Source organism: Bacterioplanes sanyensis (genome assembly GCF_014652515.1).
GTDB lineage: Bacteria > Pseudomonadota > Gammaproteobacteria > Pseudomonadales > Oceanobacteraceae > Bacterioplanes > Bacterioplanes sanyensis.
The window spans coordinates 185,500-204,844 of sequence record NZ_BMYY01000002.1 but is presented as its reverse complement, the minus strand read 5'-3'; the positions used below and the strand labels follow the sequence as shown (position 1 = coordinate 204,844).

The window sequence follows — 19,345 nt, the reverse complement described above, 5'->3', positions numbered from 1 at the left end:
TGTCAACGCTCATTCCCTAATCACATCCCGTGTCGGTATACTCGCCACGGGATGTTTTTTATTGAGAGAGACTCATGTCCAGCGATGTTAGCCGCAAACCCAATCACGGCTTTTGGCCCAACCTTATCTTCAACATTGTTATTCCCACTTTTATTCTGACCAAAGGCAGCGGTGACGACTGGCTCGGCCCCACCTTGGGTGTGGTAGTCGCTCTCGCCTTTCCAGTGTGTTATGGCCTGTGGGATCTAAAAGCCGCAGGCAAGGTTAATGGTTTTTCGGTGTTAGGCATTGTCAGTGTGTTGCTCACCGGCGGCATCAGCTTGCTGAAGTTGCCGGCGGAATACATCGCCATCAAAGAAGCCGCCATACCAGCATTGATTGGCATCGCCGTGCTACTCACCGTGAATACGCGATTTTCACTGGTACGGCTGATTATTCTTAACGATGAAGTGCTTGATGTAGAGCGCTTGCAGCAGCTGATTGAACAGCGTGGCGAGCAGCGCAACTTTAATCGTCACCTAGCCGTGGCCAATAAAATCGTGGCCGCCTCCTTTTTCTTATCAGCCACCCTGAACTACGCTCTGGCGCGCTATATAGTGACCAGCCCAGCGGGCACGACAGAGTACAACGAGCAACTAGGCACCATGACCGCCATGAGCTATCCAGTGATTGTCTTGCCCAGCATGATAGTATTGGGCACTGCCATCTGGTATCTGTTCCGCCAGATCAAAAAAGCCACTGGGCACAGCCTTGAGGACTTTGTTCGCCAATAATCACAGGTGGGCCAGGCACGGCCCTGGCCCTAACTGCCCTCATCGCAGCAGCACTTCTCTTCTACCTCTGCAGCAATATCGGCTTTATCACGCCTGTCTGATACTGACCTGTTAGCAATGCGCGACTGGAGATCGTGACCTTAACCCCCTATACCTATACAATATATGTACAAATGGGACAGGGTTATACACGATGACACCACGCCTAGTCGTTTTGCTGGGGGATCAACTGCATGACGCCATCAGCAGCCTGCGTGCCGCTGAGGCAGGTCGTGACCATGTGTTGCTGGCCGAGGTGGACGACGAGGCCCGCTATGTGCCTCACCATCCACAGAAAATCGCCCTGTTGTTTAGCGCCATGCGCCACTTCGCACAGCAACTACGACAACAGGGCTGGCATGTTCACTACCATGCCTATCAACCCAACACTGAGCAGCGCTCGCTGTTAGACGTTATTCAGGCGTTACATAAGCAGCATGGCTATGAGTCGGTGCTGATCACCCAGTGCGGTGAATACCGGCTGCAGCAGCTGATTGAGCACCAATGGCCTACAACGTTAGGCGTTGCAGTCACCTGCTTTAACGACGACCGCTTTATCGCCACGCCCGAGCAATTTGCCCAGTGGGCTCAGGGGCGTAAGCAACTGCGCATGGAATATTTTTACCGTGACATGCGCCGTCAAACCGGCTTGTTGATGGAGGGCGATGAGCCCACGGGCGGGCAGTGGAACTTCGATGCCGATAACCGCCAGAAATATCGCGGTGAGGTACCGCTCCCACCGGCTTTGACATTTGAGCGCGACGACATCGATGCGGAGGTGCTGGCGCTAGTGCAAACGCACTTCAGTGAACATGCTGGCAGCCTAGAACACTTTAACTGGGCAACGACCAGAAACGATGCGCTCAAAGCATTGCAGCATTTCATTGACCATCGCCTGCCCTGGTTTGGTGACTACCAAGACGCCATGGTGATGGACGAGCCTTTGATGTTTCACAGCCTGATTGCTCCCTATTTAAACTGCGGTCTGTTGTTGCCGATGGAAGTGTGCCGGGCAGCTGAGCAGGCGTATCTGGATGGCCATGCACCGCTTAATGCCGTTGAGGGCTTTATTCGCCAAATCATTGGCTGGCGCGAATACGTGCGCGGTATTTATTGGTTAAAAATGCCTGACTACGCCACCTTAAATGCCCAAGGAAATCAGCGCGCCTTGCCCAGTTTTTACTGGCATGGTGAGACCAAAATGCAGTGCATGAAGCAATGCTTTAACAGCACTTTCAAATACGCCTACGCCCATCATATTCAACGCTTAATGGTCACCGGCAATTTTGCTTTACTGGCCGGCATTAAACCGCAAGACATTTGCGACTGGTATTTAGCCGTGTATGCCGATGCTTACGACTGGGTCGAGTTACCCAATACTTTGGGCATGGTGATGCATGCCGATGGCGGCTATTTAGTTAGTAAACCCTATGCCGCCTCTGGCAATTACATTAACAAAATGTCCGATTATTGCTCGCATTGCCATTATTCCGTGAAAACGGCCACCGACGATGACAGCTGCCCTTTCAACAGCCTGTACTGGCACTTTATGCAACGCCATCGTGAGCAATTTGCGCGCAACCCACGCATGGGCATGATTTACCGCAGCTTTGATCGCATGAAGGCGGAAAAACAACACGCCATTATTGCCCGCGCCGAACACCTACTCGACCACATCGAGGAGTTGTGATGGCACATAAAAAGCCACATTTGCCAGAGAAAAACTGCCAGCACTGCGGCCGCCCATTTAGCTGGCGCAAAAAATGGCGCAGCGTTTGGACCGAAGTGCGCTACTGCAGCGAGCGCTGCCGCCGCAGCAAAAACAATACCCCCAAAAATCTCTGTGCCGCCAGCATGGTGGAAGATGAGTTTTAAGCTGGCCACGCAGCAGGAGAGACAATGAACCTAATTTGGCTACGCAACGATTTACGTCTGCATGACCACCCAGGTTTTGCCATGGCACAACAACAGCAACAACCGGTGGCGGTGGTTTACATATTGCCGCAACACTGGCTGCAAGCTGATCAATTTGGTTTAGACCGGTTAGCCAAGGCGAAAGCACGCTTTTTGCGAGCTTGCCTGATTGATTTGCATCGCAACCTATATTTGCAAAACATTCCACTGCAAATCCTCCACGGCGACCCAGTAGAACTGTTGCAGCGCTGGCATAAAAAGCAGCCATATAACTTGCTGACCCACAGTGTGCAAGCACCAGAGGAGAGCCAGTGGCTCACTGAGTTAGACGCAACGGGAATCGAAGTTACGACCTACGAAAACCAGACGCTATTTAGCCAACAGCAAATGCAGCCCTTGCTGCAGCAATGGCCCGCCAGCTTCAGTCAGTTTCGCCGCCAAATCGAAAAACGCTTACAGCCAGAAGTTGCCACGCCGCAACCACCGGTACCCCTCACTCAACCCGGCCAAGAAGCCCCTTATATTACTCATGTACCTTGGCCGGCGGATTTTTCCTCTGCTCGTGAACCGTCGGGCTTTCACTTACGCGGCGGCGAAAGCTCGGCCGAAAACTGGCTGACTCATTATTTATGGCAGAGTCGAGCCATTGCTCACTACAAAACAACGCGCAACCAGCTGTGTGGACGCGAATACTCCAGCCAGTTATCGGCGTTTTTAGCTTGGGGCTGTTTGTCCGTGCGCAAGGTCTGGCATGCCATTAAGGACTATGAAAAAACCCACGGTGCCGATGAACACAGTTATTGGCTGGGCTTCGAGCTGCTGTGGCGAGAATATTTTCATTGGTCGTTGCGAGTACATGGCCATCGCTATTTTCGCTATCAGGGCTTGAGCGATCAGCCCTTAAGCCCTCCACCGTTAAACAACCGCCACTGGCAAGCTTGGCAACAAGCGGCTACCGGTGTGCCCATGATTGATGCCGGCCTAATTGAGCTAAAGCAGACTGGCTTTTGCTCCAACCGCATGCGCCAGTGGCTGGCCAGTTTTTTCATTAATGATTTAAAGCTGGATTGGCGCTTGGGCGCGCGCTTTTTTGAACAACATTTAATTGATTTTGATGTCGCCAGCAACTGGGGTAACTGGGCCTATTTAGCCGGTATGGGCCATGACCCTAGGGGCCAGCCAGGCCAAGGGCGTTACTTTGCGTTAAATAAACAGCTGCGCCAATACGACCCAGAGCTGCAACACATTCATCAGTGGTTACCACAGTTAAAGTCGCATTCACTGGAGCATATTCTGACCCACCAAAGCGGTGAACACTGCCTGCCAGAGTATTCAGCACCCATACACTGCAGCCATACGGTGGCATAAATGCACGTCGCCGTCGTTTGGTTTAAACGCGATTTAAGGTTGGTGGATCACCCGCCACTGCAGCAGGCGCTGGATTATTGCCGCCGCTATGATTGCCCGTTGGTAGGGCTATATGCCCTGGAACATGACTATTGGCAATTACCAGATACCAGTCAGCGTCAGTGGGCCTTCATTTATGAAAGCCTGCAAGCGCTCAATCAACATTGGCGGCAGCTGGGCGGCGCTGGGCTGTGTTTTATTAGCACTGATTTGGCCGAGCAATTAGAAAAGTGGCAACAGCAGGGGCATCAATTAGCATTATTTAGCCATCAAGAAACCGGTAATTTCTGGACCTATCAACGCGATATAAAAGTCGAGAATAAATGCCGACAGCTAAATGTTCACTGGCAGCAGTCACCGCAGTTTGGGGTTTTACGCCCCAACCCTGATCGCGACCAATGGGCCGAACATTGGCAAGTATTTATGCAACAAGCGCTAACCTCTGCGCCTAAGCACTTGCTAGCAAACGCCAATGCCTGCCTGCTGCCGGGCAGCCACCCCATTGGCGATTTACCCGCCGATATCAGACCTAACCATGCCAGCCACGATCATTGGCCCTGCCCAGGCCGCCAGCTAGGTGGTCGGGAGCAGGCACTGGCATTATGGCAAAGCTTTATTGACCAGCGCGGGCGCTTTTATCGCTCATCCATCAGCTCGCCATTAACCGCCGAGCAAGCTTGCTCACGCCTTAGCCCCTATTTAGCCATGGGCTGCATCAGCGTGCGGGAGTTAGTACATGCTGTACGCTGGCAAAAACAGCAGTGCACAGACAAGTATTTCAAACGCAGCCTGACTGCCTTTGAAAGCCGTTTGTGGTGGCATTGCCATTTTATTCAGAAATTAGAAGACCAGCCGGATATGGAGTGGCAAGCGCTGCATCCAGCTTATCGCCAGCTGCGCAGCGACATAAATTCCGACTGGCAACAGGCCTGGCGGCAAGGCCGAACGGGCTGGCCGTTAGTGGATGCTTGCATGCGCTATTTGCATCATCACGGTTGGCTCAATTTCCGTATGCGCGCCATGTTGATGTCGATCATCAGCTATCCACTGTGGCAGCCCTGGCAACCAGCAGCACAGTTTTTGGCAGCACAGTTTGTTGATTACGAGCCGGGGATTCATTATCCGCAAGTGCAAATGCAAGCCGGCACCACCGGCATTAACATACCGCGCATTTATAACCCCACCCTGCAAGCGCAAAAGCTCGACCCCAAGGGGGAGTTTATTCGTCGCTGGCTACCCGAGCTGCGCAGCGTCAGCAATGCCTGGATTCACCAGCCTTGGTTAATGCCGGCCAGCCAGCAGCGCCAAAGCGGCGTGATTTTGGGCCAGCACTACCCAGAGCCCTTGGTCGACTTTGCCCAAGCCAGTCGCCGTGCCAAAGCACACATCACCCAGTTGCGCGACGCTGAATTTATGGCCACCGCGCGCGATATTGGCCATAAACACGGCTCGCGCAAACGCAGCCGTCGTGCGAATAAAAAGTCGACACACAGCCAGCAATTAAGTTTATTTTAGTTTCGATACTGCTGCGCTAATGCAAAAATCAAATACTCGGTGGCTTGCGGATCATGTTTCTCCATGGCTTCAAAAACTGGGCGGAAGCGCCGCTGTTTGTTTTCTGCAAATACCCAACGCGGTTTATCAAATGTTTGCGCAAAGGCTTGAGCTTGCTCCAGTGTTTCATCCGCCCCTTCAATGGCTTGCTCGATCACACCCGCCTGCAACAGCGTGGTGGCATCCTGGCGCTCGCCTGTGTGCAGCATGCGATTAAACAAACGACTCGGCATGACCCGCTCGATCAGTTCAAACATGCTGGGAAAAAACGGCACGCCTACATTTATCTCTGGAAAGCAGAAAAAGCCACGATCAGCACGCATAAAGCGAAAATCACAGGCGCACGCCAGCACGGCACCGTTGCCATAAGTGTGACCATTGAGCGCTGCAATCACAGGCACAGGAAAGCTCAATAAACGCTTAAACAGCTGAATCAAGCCATTTAATAGCTGGCGAATGTCATCATCTTGTTGTGCCTTGCAGGCATTGAATAGCCAGTCCGTATCCAGCCCCAAGCTCCAGTTTTTATCGTCGCTAGACGCCAGCACCAAAGCGCGATAATCATGGTCGGCTTCAACTTCGTCGAGCACTTGATTAAAAGCCGCCAAAAAAGCCGGATTATGACGATTCTCACCTTGGTTCATGCTGACCACTGCCACACGGTGGCGCTTTTCCAGCTCGATGATGGCCATCGATGATCTCCTTAAATTACTTTAAATACGGCACACTAATAGCCAACCTGATGGCTTGAACAGAGGCAGATGTGCAGACACTCACTGTGCTTACGACGCCCGCCAGCACAGGTATACTGCCATAGTTTTTCGCTGCGGAGTGTTGCTTGTGATTTATCGCTGTGTGTTATTGCTGTGGCTACTGGCCAGTCAGAGCCTGATGGCAGAGCCGATTCGCATCGCTGTTGCGGCTAACTTTAGCGCCCCATTGCAGGCGCTGGTTGAGGCCTATCAACATCAGCATCCGCAAGCGGATATTCGTATCAGCAGTGGCTCCTCGGGCAAGCTTTACGCCCAAATTCAACACGGTGCACCGTTTGATGTGCTGTTGTCTGCCGATCGCCACAAGCCAGAAGCACTGGTAAAACAGGGGCTGGCCAGCCGTGCCCACACTTATGCCATCGGGCGTTTGGCATTGTGGTCTGCGCAGGAAGACATTGATGTGCTGGCCCGCCTCAAGCAAGGCCATGTCGAACGCCTGGCAATGGCCAACCCACGGCTTGCGCCCTATGGCCTGGCGGCACAGCAAACCTTGCTGGCACTCAACTTACCGGCGGCCATTAGCCAAGGCATTCGTGAGCGCACGGTGCTGGGCGAGAACGTCAGCCAAACCCATCAATTTGTGGCCACCGCCAATGCCGATATGGGCTTTGTGGCGGTATCGCATATCCACCGTGCGCAGCAAACGGCTATGCAATGGCCAGGCAGTGTGTGGCTGGTGCCAGACGTATTGCACCAACCCATCCGCCAAGACTTGGCCATCATTCGCCATCGCCGCCAGAGCCAACAGCAATACCAACAGGCTCAGCAGCTGGTGCAGTTTTTGTTATCCGCCAAAGCCCAACCACTGTTAACTGCTTACGGTTATCGCTCGCCCCATGCTGACTGAATCAGATCTCACCGCCATTGGGCTAACCGTTAAACTCGCCGCGCTGGTTACCTTTATTTTATTGCTCATCGGCTTGCCACTGGCTTGGTGGCTGGCACGTACCCAGTCACGCTGGCAGGCACCCGTGTCTGCTTTGGTGGCCATGCCACTGGTGTTACCGCCAACGGTGTTGGGGTTTTATTTGCTGGTGGGGCTGGGGCCCAACAGTCCTCTCGGACAAGCGTTAGAAGCCATAGGCATTGGTCCTTTGCCCTTTACCTTTGCAGGCCTGGTGGTGGCATCTGTGTTGTATTCACTGCCGTTTGTGGTGCAACCGCTGCAGGCGGCGATGCAGACCCTAGACGAACGAGCGTTAGAGGTAGCGGCAACACTGGGCGCAGGTCCGCTCGATCGCTTTATGACTGTGGTATTGCCGCTATGTTGGCGCGGTTTGCTAACGGCCGCCGTTTTGGGCTTTGCCCATACCTTGGGCGAGTTTGGCGTGGTATTGATGATCGGCGGCAATATTGAGGGCGAAACCCGAGTGATTGCGGTGCAAATTTATGACCACGTTGAGGCATTAAACTACGGCCAGGCCCATCGCTTATCTGCCGTTATGCTGGTGTTTTCTTTTATCGTGCTGGTGTTGATGTACAGCCTCAACCGCGGGGCGAAGCGATGAGCCAACTGGAGTTCGATCTGCAGCTGTCACGCCCAGGCTTTCATCTCAGCGCCCAAGCAGGCATCGACGGTGGCGGCATTACCGCCTTGTTTGGGCCTTCCGGCAGCGGTAAAACGACCTTATTGCGCTGCTTAGCTGGCCTAGAGCCAGCCCAAGGCACCATTACCGTCAACGGTCAGCCTTGGCTTAGCCCACAGCAACAGCGCCCGCCTCACCAGCGCAGGCTCGGCTACGTTTTTCAAGAAGCCAGCCTGCTGCCGCACCTGAGCGTGCAAGGCAACTTGGATTATGCCCGTAAACGCGCGCCGCAACCGTTAACCAACGATGAGCTGTCCGCTTTGCTGCCGGTGCTGCAAGTCGAACACCTGCTCGATAAGCACGCAGCGCAACTGTCAGGCGGTGAGCGCCAGCGCATTGCCTTGCTGCGTGCCTTACTGACTCGTCCACAGCTGTTGCTATTGGATGAGCCATTAGCAGCCCTAGATAACCGCCGCCGCCAAGCCATCTTGCCTATGTTGGAGCGCTTGCCCGAGCTATTCACAGGCCCGGTACTGTACGTCAGTCACTCAGTGGATGAGGTTACCCGTCTGGCGCAGCAAGTTATTTTGATCGACGAAGGCCAAAGTCAGCCGCCGCAACCTCTTACTCAGGCTTTTGGCCATCATCAAACCTTGCTGCCTTTTGAGCAGTCTCTCGATCAGCCTTTGGGCACTGCTGTTCGCGCCACGGTGAGTCAGATCAGCGACGACGGTTTGGCACAGATAACAGGCGATGGCTTCTCACTGTGGATGGAGCAACAAGAGGCTCAGCCTGGCCAACGCTTGCAACTGCGCTTGCTGGCCCGAGATATCAGCCTGAGTCTACAGCCGCTGAGTGACAGCAGCTTGCTCAATCAGCTGGCCGCCACCATCGAGCATGTACGCCCTTACAATGCCAGCCAGCAGTGTCTGACCTTGCGCTTGCACCATCGCGATGACTCGCCCGCGCAGGCCATTTTGGCACTGATTACCCAGCGCTCCTGTCAGCAGTTGCAACTGCAGCCAGGAAAGCGCGTGTGGGCACAGATTAAAGCCAGCGCGGTGCAGCGCTTTTGATGCGACAAATTGCCTCGGCGCTGTTTTCCCCGCCAAGCCTCAAGATATACTGCGGCGATGAATCAACATTTGAATTTTCTGATGCCGCGTCTGGCCGCTCTGCGGCTGGCCATCGCCACCGTCTGGTTATTGTTTTTGACCTACTTGCAATGGCAGGGCTTTCATAAGCTGGCACCGGCCTGGGGCTTATTAGCGCTGTATATGCCCTTGCTGCTGGTGAACCTGTGGCAAGGCCAACGGGGCCAAGCACAAGACTGGCACCTGCTGCTGCACCTAGCGTTTGAAGTGCAGCTGCTGACCGGCTTGCTGTTTTTTACCGGCGGCGCCACCAACCCATTTATTTCCTATTTTCTGGTGTTATTGGTGGTCGGTGCTTATGCCTTACCGCGCGCCTATTTATTGTCGCTGGGCGTCTTATGCATCGCCGATTACAGCCTGCTCAGCCAGTGGTATCAGCCACTGTTAACCCGGCCCGCTGCCAGCGATAACATGAGCCATGCCATGGGCCATACGCTGTTCGACTGGCACCTGGCCGGCATGTGGCTGACCTTTATTATCAGTGCTCTGATTGTGGTGGTGTTTATTCCGCAACTGCGCCAGCGCCAACAGCAGCAACAGGATGAAATCCGGCGCCTGCGCGAGCAGCAATTAAAAAATGAGCAGCTAATCGGCATCGCCACGCTGGCTGCTGGCACCGCCCATGAAATGGGAACGCCACTGATGACCATGCAAATGCTGCTGAACGAACTGACGGAAGACGCACAAGACCAGCCCCAGGTCACAGTGCCTCGCCATGACTGGCATATATTGCGCGAGCAGGTGGCCCTATGTCGCCAGTCCCTGCAGCATTTGGCCGCCGCCGGTCGTCACGCCTATGAAGAAGGCACACAAGCAGCCTACCCCTGGCTGTGCCAGTTATTGCATCGCTGGCGCCTGTCGCAGCCCAATGCCCTGTGGGAAGATCACGGCATAGAATCCGCAGCTTGGGTGCCGTCTTCGCCACTGCTAGACCAAGCACTGTTAAACCTACTCGACAACGCCGCTGAAGCCGGCAGCTTGCCGGTGCAGCTGGAAGCCAGAGTGCAACAACAGCAATGGCAGCTGGATATTATTCAGCCCGATCCAGAAGCCAGTCGCCATATTCAACAGCAGCCGTTGTTTAACAGCAGTAAGCAACAAGGCATGGGCATCGGGCTGTATTTGAGCAATGCCAGTGTTGAGCAATTTGGCGGCCGTATTGAGCTAATCGCCAGCCCCAGCGGCGCCAGCATCAGCCGTTTATTCCTTCCCTTACGAGCGCAACGAGGCTAACCCATGTCGACCCGCTTGCTGATTGTTGACGATGATCCGCACTTTACTGAAGTACTGGCTCGCGGCCTTAGCCGTCGTGGCTATGAGGTTGCTACCGCCAGTGATGGCGAGCAAGCGTTGCTGCAAGCACGCGAGTTTGAGCCTCACTGGATCGCCCTGGATTTGCGCTTGGCCGAGGCCTCCGGCCTGCAACTGATTCAGCCACTGCGCCAACTGCTACCAGGCTGTCGCATCGTCATGCTGACGGGCTATGCCAGCATTGCCACGGCCGTTGAGGCGGTTAAACAAGGCGCGCACAACTACTTGCACAAGCCCGCCACCATTCACGAGTTGCTGCGCGCGTTTGCTGATGATGACAACGAGGAGCTGGCCGAAACAGAGCCAGGCGAAGTGATGTCGGTGGATCGCATGGAGTGGGAGCATATTCAACGGGTGTTAAATGAGCACGAGGGCAATATTTCAGCCACAGCTCGGGCACTCAACATGCACCGTCGCACTTTGCAGCGCAAGTTACAGAAATACGCGCCGCGCTAACGAAAATACGACTCCTCATCGAAGGTACTCAGCCACAGCGGATGAAACGCCACCATGCCCGCGATAAACATGCCGTTTACAATGCCCTCCGGGAACATCGTCAGCGGAAAATAACGCAGGTAGTCGTGCCAGATTTGCTCGGCGCTATAGACTCCCAGCGCCCACAAGGCACCGCCATTCAGTAAGTCCGCCACGGCATGGGTAAAGCCGGCATTGAAAAAGCCCGCCACCAGCATATAAATGAACGGGTTATGCGCCATGCGCAAATACACCCAACGATAAAACCCATAGCTAAACAGCATGGGCAGCGCGATTTGCACCAGATAGCGATAACCCAACATCGGCCAGGCAGCATCGCCTTGCAACCAAGCCACCATAATGGAATTGAGCAGCAACGCCAGCAAGCCCGCCACCAGTGCCAAACGCAGCCCCATCATCAATACCGCAGCGGTATAGCCGAGCAAATAAAAATCTAGACCGGGGCGAACACCGGCACTGCCGGCCCACATAGTGGCCATCACCAGCACACTGCCAGCAAACAAATGTTGCGCCGTACTGTGCTCACGCAACGCTTGCCAGTTGCTGCCCAGCAATGCCCACGCCGCCACCGCCAAGCCACTAACAGCCGTTAGAATTTGCACCAGCGTGGGAATAGTATCGTACCAAGGCGTCATGCACTCAGGTCCAAGCAGTAGATCCAAGCGTCTTCACGCCCTTGGGCGCAGGGGTAATAGTCTTTGCGTACACCAGCACAGGCAAAGCCGAGTTTTTCATACAACTGAATCGCACTGTGGTTGCTGGCACGCACTTCTAAAAAACATTGCTCCGCCCCTTGCTGAGCAAACTGCTGCAATATGGCTTGCAGCAACTGCAGCCCCAAGCCTTGCCCTTGTTGTTCGGGGTGAATGGCAATGGTCAATAGCTCGCCCTCGCCGGCAATAACACGAATAACGGCATGGCCGACCAGCTCGCCTTGCTGCTCCAGCACCCAAGCACTGCCTGGGCGTTGCAAGAACTGCTGCATCACTTGCTCACTCCAGGGGAAGGCGTGAGCTCGTCGTTCGATGTGCATGATGGCGGCTAAGTCTTGTGGCTGTGCGGCCCGAATCATTACAGCGACTCCAATGACACCAGGGCTTGCCACAACGCTCGCTTATGTGCCGCCGACGTCAGGCATTGCTGCAAATCGTCGATGTGAAAAAACACATCGGCCTCAATGGCGGCCAGCCAGTCACGGCTATCTGAGCCCACACTGATGACGTAACCGACGCCTTGCTGCTGCACAAACTGCCACTGTGCCTGCAACGCCTGCAACGCCACCGGACGACTTTGGTCGTGCTGGCGCGATTCAATAAAGGGCCAACGAAACTGCACTGGCTCAGCGCTTAAATCGGGCTCAGCGCCCATCGCCGTGACCACCCGCAGCATAAAGCGCCGCAGCAAGGTCAGATCTTGCTGGCCATCAACCACCCAGACACCACGCGCCGTGGCGCGCGCGAACCAAAGCTCGAAGCGCGGCGGAGTTAAATCAACTGGCGCTGCATCGGCTGGGGCGTCGCTGTCCGTCGCTACGGGGGCCGGTGCCGGAGCAGGCGTTGGTTGGTGCGAGCGCTGCTCCAGCTCCAGCAGCTCACTGGCGACCACGGGCGGAATGTGATGTTGCTCCGCCAGCTGCTCAACCTCGTCATGGCTCGGTGCGTTGGAGACATCTGGCAGCCAGCGCGATGGCGCGGCATGAGGCAAGGGCTGTCTGGGCATCCACTGAGTGATGCCCATGGCGGCGAGATAATCGAGCCGGCGCTGCTCTAACATCGGCTTTACACGCCCTCAACTTGTGGGTGCTGGCGATCAGCGCCCGACACTAGCTGATTCAACGCATGAATATAGGCCTTGGCCGACGCCGTGATGATGTCAGTGTCAGCGCCCTGACCGTTCACAATGCGCCCGCCTTTTTCTAACCGCACCGTTACCTCGCCTTGGGAGTCGGTGCCTTGGGTAATGGCGTTGACTGAATACAGCAGCTGGTTCGCGCCCGACTGCGCCACCATTTCAATGGCTTTCAGCGCCGCATCCACTGGACCACTGCCCTGAGATTTGCAACGGTGTTCTTCGCCATTAAAGCTAACCACCACCTCTGTTACCGGTGTTTCTCCGGTGGCGCAGTGGCTTTCTAACGAGATTAAACGGTAGGTATCGGCGACCGCCGCTTGCTTGGTTTCAGAGACCAGCGCTTGCAAATCTTCATCAAAGATTTCGTGCTTTTTATCGGCCAGATCTTTAAAGCGGGCAAAGGCTTTGTTCAGCAGCTCATCGGTTTCAAAAGTCACACCCAGCTCTTCTAAACGGCTGCGAAACGCCGCTCGGCCAGAGTGCTTGCCCATCACCATTTTGTTGGCGCCCCAACCAACGTCTTCGGCCTGCATAATTTCGTAGGTTTCACGGTGCTTGAGCACGCCATCTTGGTGAATGCCCGACTCATGTGCAAAGGCATTGGCGCCAACAATGGCTTTATTAGGCTGCACCGGAAAGCCGGTAATCGATGATACCAAGCGCGAAGTCGGTACGATTTGGGTGGCATCGATGCCGGTTTCCAAATCGAGCAAATCGGCGCGTGTGCGCGTGGCCATAACGATTTCTTCCAGCGCGGCGTTACCGGCACGCTCGCCCAGGCCATTGATGGTGCATTCCACCTGACGCGCGCCATTGGCCACCGCCGCCAGCGAGTTGGCCACCGCTAAGCCCAAATCGTTGTGGCAGTGCACCGAGAAGATGGCTTTATCGGCGTTGGGAATGCGCTCCAATAGAATGCGGATCTTGTCGCCAAACTCCGCTGGAATGGCATAGCCCACAGTATCGGGAATGTTGATGGTGCGCGCACCGGCATCGATGGTGGCTTCAATAATGCGACACAAGAAGTCGATATCACTGCGGCCTGCGTCTTCGCAGGAGAACTCCACATCGTCGACAAAGCCACGGGCTTTTTTCACCGCATACACGGCTTGCTCGACCACCTGGTCCGGCGACATGCGCAGCTTGTGCTCCATATGAATGGGCGAGGTGGCGATAAAGGTGTGAATGCGCGCCCGCTCGGCTTGCTTTAATGCCGCCGCTGCTTGCTCCAAATCGCGATCTACCGCCCGCGCCAGCGAGCAAATGGTGCTTTCTCGCACATTGGCCGCCACCGCCTGGATGGACTCAAAATCACCGCCACTGGCAGCAGCGAAGCCAGCCTCAATGACGTCAACCCGCATCTTCTCTAGGGCTTTACCAATCCGTATTTTTTCTTGTTTTGTCATGGATGCGCCGGGGCTTTGCTCGCCGTCGCGCATGGTGGTATCGAAGATGACCAGACGGTCTTTCATGGGCTTCTCCACTGCCGTGAAATTCGAGCGCCTAGTATACGCCCGAAGGGGAATTCACGGCCAGTGATGCCAAAGTAGGGAGGTTAGCGAATCGGCGTCGCGGTGAGATTGGTGGTGATGTCCATGTTTTGCATCACTACGCCCGAAAACACGGTTTGCGTGCCGCCGGTTGGGTGGCCCAGTCTGACTTGGTCAATTTGAAAGTCTTTAAACGACACGTTGCCCTGCACTGCAAAGCCCAGCGGGCGCAGCTGTTTTTGTGCCGCCGTTGGGGTTTCAACGTAGCTGTAAGTGGTGCGCGAACTGTCGTCATAAATCAGCTCGTCGCCCTTTTTACCATCAACGTTCTGGCTGTCTTCACCATCGCTCTTTTTCACCACCTTGGTTTCATAGACGTCGATGTTCAAATCCGCGCGAAAGCCATAATCGTTGCTGTCACTTTTGCCCAAACCATCGTTGGTGCTGATGCCATCAAACTCAATGCGAGTGCCAGTACCATTCACATAGCCGCCGTTGCCGTCGGAGTTGCGGTTGTTTTCCCAAGTCAAGCGGTTGCGCGCGATGGTGCCATCGCTGGTGAGGCCCTCAGGCTCAAAGGCGGCTTTTAAAGCGACAGTTAGACCCTCTTCGCCGCGATCCTCCCAGCGCCCACCGGCAGCATCACAGGCGGATTGGCTGCCCGCACTGGCGCCGACGCACACAGCGCCCGCACCGCCGGGTAGAATTTCCAGTGAGGAGCCGCGTTCAAAGCGCTCCAGTGTGACGCGGCCCAAACTGCGCCCTGCCAGCTTATCGCCCCAGCGCAAATCGTCGATGTTCATGGTGCTCCATTGCTCACCGCGATTCACACTGATGCCACGATTGCTGACATCAAATTGGAACTGGCGCATGTGAATGTCGTAGGTCACACCCGTGGCCCAAATACCCTGCCCCTGGTCGTCCACCGACAGGCCAATATTGGTATCACTGAATAAATAATCACCATCAACCTGTATGCCGCCGCCACTCACACCACCCGCCGTGATGTAGGTGTAGGCATCGAGGTTAAAGTCCATCGCCTGAAACACCTCCAGCGACAGCAATAACTCAGCGCCGCCCTGCAGGGGCGCATTTTTATTGCCCACTCGTAGGCCTTCGATGCTGTAACTGCCGTTAAAATCATTCAGACCAATGGCAACGGCGGTTTTATCCGCCGTGGCGCTGTTGTTGTCATGATCAAAACCGCGAACATCAAAAGTAATATCGCCAGAGCCGTAGCTTTTAATGCCGCTGACGACCACCAAGCGATTATCATCAATGTAGCTGGCGTTAGCGCTGGTTAAGTTCCAATCAATACCCGCAGATAGCCCGTCGCTGGCGGCATTAAGCGGCTGATAAAACTGACTGGAATAAGGGCGGATATCTGTCGGTAGCGCTGCCAGCACGGGTTGGCGAACACCGGGATACAAACGCAAGCGATTGAAGCGACCATTGGTACCGTCATCCGCCAATAGAAAATCAAACTGCACTGCCCCTAATGGCCGGGTGCTGTCACCAATTAAAATACGATTGGCATTAAAAGCACCGTCTAACTGGTCGACGCCCACGGCTAAATGATCATTGGCCACATCGATGGTTAAACCCGTGACATTTAACGCGCCATTAAAGTCGCCCATATAAAGCGCATTGCCATCGTCGACAAACTGCACATAGTTGCTGCTGTCGTTAACGATGCTAATGGCCGCATCCAGTTGTAGGCCCTGGTTACCCAAGCGACCGCCGGCATAGAGTTGAGCGCTACCAGATAACGCCAGTTCACCCGATAGCGTACCCAAAGAAACACCACCCAGCTTTAAACCGCCGGTAGAAAAATCGTAGGCAAATTGATTGAGCTCAAAATCCAGCCCTTGCTTTGTACCTTTATAGGCATCGCCAATGCTGAACTGATCAATATCGGCGCGAAACAAAATGTCGTCAAAACTGATGGAATGGCCGTTCGTGGTCCAGATTAATTCTGCGTCCGAGATCGAGGTATCCACCTGGCCTTCAATATAGCGGCCATTGCTCGGCCTGAGCTGTAGGTGGGTATTGCCACTGTAATTCAGACGAAAAGCGCCCGTGCTGGCCAAAGAATCATTAATACGAACACCCCCGATGGCTAGGGCCGTCGGCGCCACCGTGGTATTAATGGACAGCGTGCCATCCGCCGCTACATCGGTGACATGCTTAACGGCAGAAGGCAAAGCAATAGTGCTTTGCTCACCGCGTTCTATGTTTTGTATTTGCAGGCGATTGCCATCGTCGGTGTAGCTAATTTCACCCACACTGACATGGCCGCTTTGCTCTAATGTGATGCCGGCTTGGCCGGTAACGGCGCCTAAGCTTTGATCCGACAAAGGCTGCAATGCCTGCGTCGCTGCTGGAGAGACCAAGAGCAAAAAAGCGAGGCGAGCCGGATTCATTAGGGTGCTCCTGTCGGGAATAGCAACACATTACCTTGCTGGTTCACAGTACCGTTAATGTTCAACGTCATAATATCGGTTTGCTGAAAGCCGGCATCGGTTGGCCTGGGTGCATTGCTGTTAGCAATGGTAAAAGACACGTCGTTGTAATCGAGTTGATCCGGTAAGCCAATTTCCATCACATCGCGATTAAAATTGGCGCCATCGCCATCAAACCCAGAATCGATGCGGCGCGTGGTCAGTGTTAAACCTTCAAAGGCAAAGCGCCCACGAATATTATCCAGCACCAACCAGCCACCGCTTTGGTCGGTGTTCACAGCAATACGGCCACCGCAGCGCTTGTCTGTGGTATTCACGCCACAGGCGGTTTGCCAGCTGTAGCCGTTTTGCGACGGCCCATCCCGATTCAGCGGCCCACCGGTGTCATTGATGGTTAAGTCACCGGATAAATACACCCCACCTTGGCCTGTCACTTCGGCCAGTGCCTGGCTATCAAGCGGCTCTAAAGCCAATGCAGGCAGGATGAGTAATGCACAAGAAAGAATCAGTGCTTTCATTACAAGTCCCTGCTGGTGGCTTTTAAGTACTGAATTTGCAAGTTCGATATGGTCGTACTGCCGAAGCTCTGTCCAGCGACGGTGACATCGCCAATATAAACATCCGTACGCGGACCATTGTTGTAGTAGTTTTGATAAAAGCTGTTGCTCTTGCCCGCGATGCTGCCCACCTCAACGGTAAAGTTGCCACTGGCATCGACCTCAAAGGTCACCGGTTGGTCTTCACCTGAACCTAATTCACTTTCAATAATAAAATCGGTAAATACGACGTTGTCGCCACAATTATTGCCGTCTTCATTGCAGGCAAAAAACGTAAGGCTATCGGCCACGGCTTTAATGCCCAAATTGCCGATCATTTCATTATTGTCGCCCCACAAGCGCACATAGCTGCCATCTACTGCCAACCCGGTGATATGGCTTTGCAGTGACTGAGTGGTGGTACCGCTAACGTTGACATCAAAGCGTACGCCCATATCTGGGCGCTCGCCTTCACGGCTGGTTAATACGCTGGTATCTATGCCGGTCACGCGATCAACTCGGCTGCCCGTTGCCACAGGTAACCCAGGAAAACGACGTTCCGTACGATTTTCTGTGGCCAACACCAACATGCTGTCATTGCCAGAGCTTTGGCCGATCAAGCGGCTGGGTGCGGTAAATTCAAAAATGGCTTTATCGCTAATGCCTAAGACATCCCCGTTTACCAACTCGAGATTAAACGGATAGGCCAAGCGCCCTAAATTGACCGGGTTGCCGATGACATTCGCGCCCTGGTTACTGCCGCTGCCGGCAATATAAAACTGACTAACCCCCAGCACTACCGGCTGACCAGAAGAATTGGTGATACCACTGATATCCAAGCGGTTGCCAGCAGATACAGATTCTCCAGCCTCAAAGGCAAAGTTTTCAAATACCACACCTAAGCCAGCGCCCTGCACTTCCCCCAGAGCGGCATCATCAACAGGCACTAAATCGGCTTGTGCCGAAATACAACACCCCAATACCAGCAGCGGCAGCCATTTAGTCATAGTAAGGGTCCAGGAACTTAGTGCGAACGCGTTCGGTGCCATCGAAGGCTTCTTGAAAGCTGGTTCGAATACCGCCGTTTGGAATATTCATAAAAGCGCCCTGCGTCGCATTGGTGCCATTCCCACCGTCATACCAGGTCACGGTTTTGGTTTGAAACGACATAAACATCCCCTGAGCAGGCGCTCCTGTATCCCTGTTACCAATATCCAGCGTACGGTAGATACTTAAAGGAAAGCAGGTCTGGACGTTTAACAACTCACAGTTGCTAGAGCTAAATATTCCCAACAGGAAATTAGTAAAGCCACTTCCATTGGGAATCGACAACGTCTGCCCATCTTGCATACCGACATGGGTGGCACGAATACCATCGGGTTCGCCATTACTCGGGTTGATCAATACGGCTTGCGCCGAAAAATCGTCATTTGCCCACGTACCGCCAACCAAACCTTTTGCACCGGCACATACCAAATCCCACCAACTGCAGCTCATTTGACTCGCCAGATAGCTGCCTTTGCCGTAGATTTCTACTTCGATATTACCGGTCAAATATTCTATATTGCCGGTTAATTTACCAAATGCCTCACCAAACCCTAAGCGAACGCCTACCAAGTTTTCCTGTGCATTGGCACCGCTGCCTACGGTTTCATAGGCCAGCTCAACAAAGGGGTCGCGAATTTTAAACGGATTAATAGAGCCATCGGCATTGATAGACCCCAAGGCAAAATCATTGATACGAATATCACTGGAGCCTGCCGGCTCACCACTGCGCTCATAACGACCCAGCTCCACCAAATCGCTGGTCAGCAGGGTTTCCACATCCATACCAAAGGTAAAGCGGGTGAAGTCCATGTTACCGACATTATTGTTATCAATCTGTAAAAATGCCTGGCCTGTGTACTGGCTCAGCTCTTCGTCGGCGATGGGTTCGAGCTTGGCATGGGTGTGCGCTGCCAACAGGGTCAGAGCGATGCCAACTACAACTGCTTTCATAGGCCTTCCGTATCCGCGATGCACTGGTTTAGAGGCAGCGGTAGCGTGCCGAGGTGCTGCGG

Annotated in this window: 19 protein-coding genes; 10 read left to right on the top strand and 9 right to left on the bottom strand. The window is 54.3% G+C overall.

Going from position 1 to position 19,345, the window contains the following annotated elements; all coding sequences use genetic code 11:
* The first annotated feature begins 74 nt into the window (after window positions 1-74).
* From IE090_RS03955 to IE090_RS03935, 5 genes are all read left to right on the top strand, one after another.
* Window positions 75-773, top strand: a complete 699-nt coding sequence (locus IE090_RS03955) for a VC0807 family protein (protein ID WP_189387051.1) — start codon at window positions 75-77, stop codon at window positions 771-773.
* 193 nt (window positions 774-966) lie between these two features.
* Entirely contained in the window at window positions 967-2,502 is a 1,536-nt protein-coding gene (locus IE090_RS03950) for a cryptochrome/photolyase family protein (protein WP_189387050.1), read from the top strand.
* A complete protein-coding gene (locus IE090_RS03945; protein ID WP_189387049.1) occupies window positions 2,502-2,687 on the top strand; it encodes a DUF2256 domain-containing protein in 186 nt (61 codons plus the stop codon). The genes IE090_RS03950 and IE090_RS03945 overlap by 1 nt, the downstream gene beginning before the upstream one ends.
* Window positions 2,688-2,711: 24 nt before the next feature.
* The gene (locus tag IE090_RS03940) at window positions 2,712-4,094 is read left to right on the top strand and encodes a DASH family cryptochrome (RefSeq protein WP_189387048.1); all 1,383 of its coding nucleotides are present in this window, start codon (window positions 2,712-2,714) and stop codon (window positions 4,092-4,094) included.
* Complete coding sequence (locus tag IE090_RS03935; protein WP_189387047.1) at window positions 4,095-5,648, top strand: cryptochrome/deoxyribodipyrimidine photo-lyase family protein; 1,554 nt, start codon at window positions 4,095-4,097, stop codon at window positions 5,646-5,648.
* On the opposite strand, the gene IE090_RS03930 is transcribed toward IE090_RS03935, so the two are convergent.
* Entirely contained in the window at window positions 5,645-6,379 is a 735-nt protein-coding gene (locus IE090_RS03930) for an enoyl-CoA hydratase/isomerase family protein (RefSeq protein ID WP_189387046.1), read from the bottom strand. The genes IE090_RS03935 and IE090_RS03930 overlap by 4 nt on opposite strands.
* A 148-nt stretch (window positions 6,380-6,527) precedes the next feature.
* On the opposite strand from IE090_RS03930, the gene modA reads away from it, so the two are divergent.
* The 5 genes from modA to IE090_RS03905 are packed head-to-tail and all read left to right on the top strand — an operon-like array spanning window position 6,528 to window position 10,907.
* Window positions 6,528-7,307, top strand: coding sequence for a molybdate ABC transporter substrate-binding protein (modA, locus tag IE090_RS03925; protein WP_189387045.1), 780 nt, complete (start codon window positions 6,528-6,530; stop codon window positions 7,305-7,307).
* The gene (modB, locus tag IE090_RS03920; RefSeq protein ID WP_189387044.1) at window positions 7,297-7,968 is read left to right on the top strand and encodes a molybdate ABC transporter permease subunit; all 672 of its coding nucleotides are present in this window, start codon (window positions 7,297-7,299) and stop codon (window positions 7,966-7,968) included. The genes modA and modB overlap by 11 nt, the downstream gene beginning before the upstream one ends.
* Complete coding sequence (gene modC / locus IE090_RS03915) at window positions 7,965-9,062, top strand: molybdenum ABC transporter ATP-binding protein (protein WP_189387043.1); 1,098 nt, start codon at window positions 7,965-7,967, stop codon at window positions 9,060-9,062. Before modB ends, modC begins: the two co-directional genes overlap by 4 nt.
* Before the next feature lie 57 nt (window positions 9,063-9,119).
* Entirely contained in the window at window positions 9,120-10,373 is a 1,254-nt protein-coding gene (locus tag IE090_RS03910) for an ATP-binding protein (RefSeq protein ID WP_189387042.1), read from the top strand.
* 3 nt (window positions 10,374-10,376) lie between these two features.
* Complete coding sequence (locus IE090_RS03905) at window positions 10,377-10,907, top strand: response regulator transcription factor (protein ID WP_189387041.1); 531 nt, start codon at window positions 10,377-10,379, stop codon at window positions 10,905-10,907.
* Here the strand turns inward: IE090_RS03905 and IE090_RS03900 are convergent.
* From IE090_RS03900 to IE090_RS03865, 8 genes are all read right to left on the bottom strand, one after another.
* Complete coding sequence (locus IE090_RS03900; protein WP_189387040.1) at window positions 10,904-11,581, bottom strand: energy-coupling factor ABC transporter permease; 678 nt, start codon at window positions 11,579-11,581, stop codon at window positions 10,904-10,906. The two genes, IE090_RS03905 and IE090_RS03900, sit on opposite strands and share 4 nt — an antisense overlap.
* On the bottom strand, window positions 11,578-12,018 hold the full coding sequence (gene rimI, locus IE090_RS03895; RefSeq protein ID WP_189387039.1) for a ribosomal protein S18-alanine N-acetyltransferase: 441 nt from the start codon (window positions 12,016-12,018) through the stop codon (window positions 11,578-11,580). The genes IE090_RS03900 and rimI overlap by 4 nt, the downstream gene beginning before the upstream one ends.
* Window positions 12,018-12,719 carry a hypothetical protein gene (locus tag IE090_RS03890; RefSeq protein WP_189387038.1) on the bottom strand — a complete coding sequence of 234 codons (702 nt, stop codon included), beginning with the start codon at window positions 12,717-12,719 and terminating at the stop codon, window positions 12,018-12,020. Before IE090_RS03890 ends, rimI begins: the two co-directional genes overlap by 1 nt.
* 5 nt (window positions 12,720-12,724) lie before the next feature.
* Entirely contained in the window at window positions 12,725-14,269 is a 1,545-nt protein-coding gene (locus tag IE090_RS03885) for a 2-isopropylmalate synthase (protein ID WP_189387037.1), read from the bottom strand.
* An 83-nt stretch (window positions 14,270-14,352) separates the two neighbouring features.
* Complete coding sequence (locus IE090_RS03880; RefSeq protein ID WP_189387036.1) at window positions 14,353-16,710, bottom strand: DUF6160 family protein; 2,358 nt, start codon at window positions 16,708-16,710, stop codon at window positions 14,353-14,355.
* Window positions 16,710-17,267, bottom strand: coding sequence for a hypothetical protein (locus tag IE090_RS03875; RefSeq protein ID WP_189387035.1), 558 nt, complete (start codon window positions 17,265-17,267; stop codon window positions 16,710-16,712). The genes IE090_RS03880 and IE090_RS03875 overlap by 1 nt, the downstream gene beginning before the upstream one ends.
* Entirely contained in the window at window positions 17,267-18,292 is a 1,026-nt protein-coding gene (locus IE090_RS03870; RefSeq protein ID WP_189387034.1) for a hypothetical protein, read from the bottom strand. Before IE090_RS03870 ends, IE090_RS03875 begins: the two co-directional genes overlap by 1 nt.
* Window positions 18,285-19,283 (bottom strand): hypothetical protein, encoded by a 999-nt coding sequence (locus IE090_RS03865; protein ID WP_189387033.1) that lies wholly within the window; start codon window positions 19,281-19,283, stop codon window positions 18,285-18,287. The genes IE090_RS03870 and IE090_RS03865 overlap by 8 nt, the downstream gene beginning before the upstream one ends.
* Window positions 19,284-19,345 lie beyond the last annotated feature (62 nt).